Origin of the sequence: Pseudomonas sp. NMI760_13 (genome assembly GCF_021283245.1) — a bacterium.
Lineage (GTDB): Bacteria > Pseudomonadota > Gammaproteobacteria > Pseudomonadales > Pseudomonadaceae > Aquipseudomonas > Aquipseudomonas peradeniyensis.
Genome location: NZ_JAJSRC010000076.1, coordinates 1 through 1,696, shown reverse-complemented (window position 1 = coordinate 1,696; position 1,696 = coordinate 1). Strand labels below are relative to the sequence as shown.

Annotated in this window: 2 protein-coding genes; both read right to left on the bottom strand. The window is 62.9% G+C overall.

What is annotated here, in order from left to right:
- Positions 1-41 precede the first annotated feature (41 nt).
- Positions 42-980: a DUF4123 domain-containing protein gene (locus LU671_RS29200; protein WP_186735970.1), complete on the bottom strand. Its 939-nt coding sequence runs from the start codon at positions 978-980 to the stop codon at positions 42-44.
- Positions 977-1,696 (bottom strand): bacteriophage T4 gp5 trimerisation domain-containing protein (locus LU671_RS29195; RefSeq protein ID WP_442964162.1); only part of this gene is annotated, 720 nt, incomplete at its 5' end. The genes LU671_RS29200 and LU671_RS29195, both read right to left, overlap by 4 nt.

Below are 1,696 nucleotides of genomic sequence, written 5' to 3'. Positions count from 1 at the left end.
TTGGCGTTGTGCGTCCAGGATGGATTGACTGAGGCTGAGGGTCATGGATAGCTCCGAGACTGGGGCAGCGCGGCGACGACTTTGGACCAGTCGTAGTCGCTGTAGGTGGCGAAGCGCGAGACCAGGCGGCACTCGCCCGCTACGGCTTGGTTGAAGTCGTGCTGGATGGTGGGGTGTTCGAGCAGGCGTGGATGGATCATGATCTGGTGCAGGACCAGGCATGAAGCGTCATCGAGGTCCACAAGCCCACGCGCCCAGGCCGCGACGATCAGTTGGTACACATGGAAGGGCGCCTGGGGCGGAAGGCTCGAGGGGCCCTTCCACGCCAAGGGCGAGTAGCTCGGGGGCGATTGGTTCAGCAAACGCCAGGCACCCAGCAGGCACCTGACTTGAGGGGCCATGTACTGCAGTTCGCGGACGGCGTGCGGTATGACCAGATCCCTGGCGAACGCACGGCCTTGCACGCAGGCGAAGGTGCCGCAGGCGGTTGGGTACAACCATGCGCTCAAGGGCCATAGCACATCGCTGATATCGAGCATCGTGGCGTGCAGCAACTCCAGGCGCAAAGGCTCGAACCAGGGAGCCGTTGCCGGACCGGCCACCGGGGGCATGGTCAAGCAACGGGCCGCGAGGTGCCGGGCGATGACCGGCAATGGCTGTTCGCTCAATAGCCAACCGCAGACATGGCGCCTGTCGAAGTCCACTTCTGACAGGGCATGGACGGCAGTGAGCTGAAGCAGTGTGTCAGCGGGCTGGCCGGGCGCCGCCAGTTCGACCAGGGTCGGACACTCCGCTGTCAGGTGCGCCAGGTCGTCGCGCATCACACATTCGACTGCCTCTACTCCCAGTTGCCGGGTCAGCGCTGCAATGCTCAAGGGATGTTCGGGACCGCAGTTGGCAAGCGGGTCGAGCAGCAGGTAGAGGAAATCGTCGGGTTTACGCGCCTGTGCCACCAGGTCGAGCAGATATTCAGGTTTCATCGCTGGTGCTCCACGCATTCTTCAAGCCCCTGCAACACCTGGCTGGTGATCGACAGTTCGTTGCCGCTACCGCTGGCGTTCTGGCTCAGCGGCGCTTTCAGGATCAGCGCCACGCCATCGAGCGTGATCCCGTCGCCGTCGATGCGCAGCGTGCCGCCTGGCGCTTTGAGGGTGATGCTTTGCGAGGCATGGATTTCGTAGCACCGGGTGTGCTGCCGAATGGCCTGGCCGGCCTTCAGTTCAAGGTGGCCCTCGATGGTCTGCTGCATATGGCCACCCACGCTGACGCTGTGGTTGGCCGCCGTGCTGTCAAAGCGATGATTGCCCACCCGCACCGTGCGGTCCTGGGCAATCGTGATGGTTTGGCTATGGCCGATGTCCAGCAGCGCGTCATGGCCAATCGTCACCTGGTCGTCGTTGCCGATGGTTTCGCGACGGTTGTTGGCGACGTCGAGCACTTCGTCATGGCCAACCTCCTCACGTCGATCATTGCCAACCTGCGTGGTCTCATCATGCTTGACCACATTGTTCTGATCCCGCTGCGCATGGATGAACACCTCTTCCTGTCCCAGTTCATCCTCGAAGCGCAGCTCGTTGAAGCCTTGCCCCTTGTGGGTCTTGCTCTTGATGGTCATGCGTGTGCGGTGCTTGGGCAGTTCGTAGGGCGGCCGCTGGTTGCCGCAGTAGGTGCGCCCGGTGATCATCGGTTGGTCGGG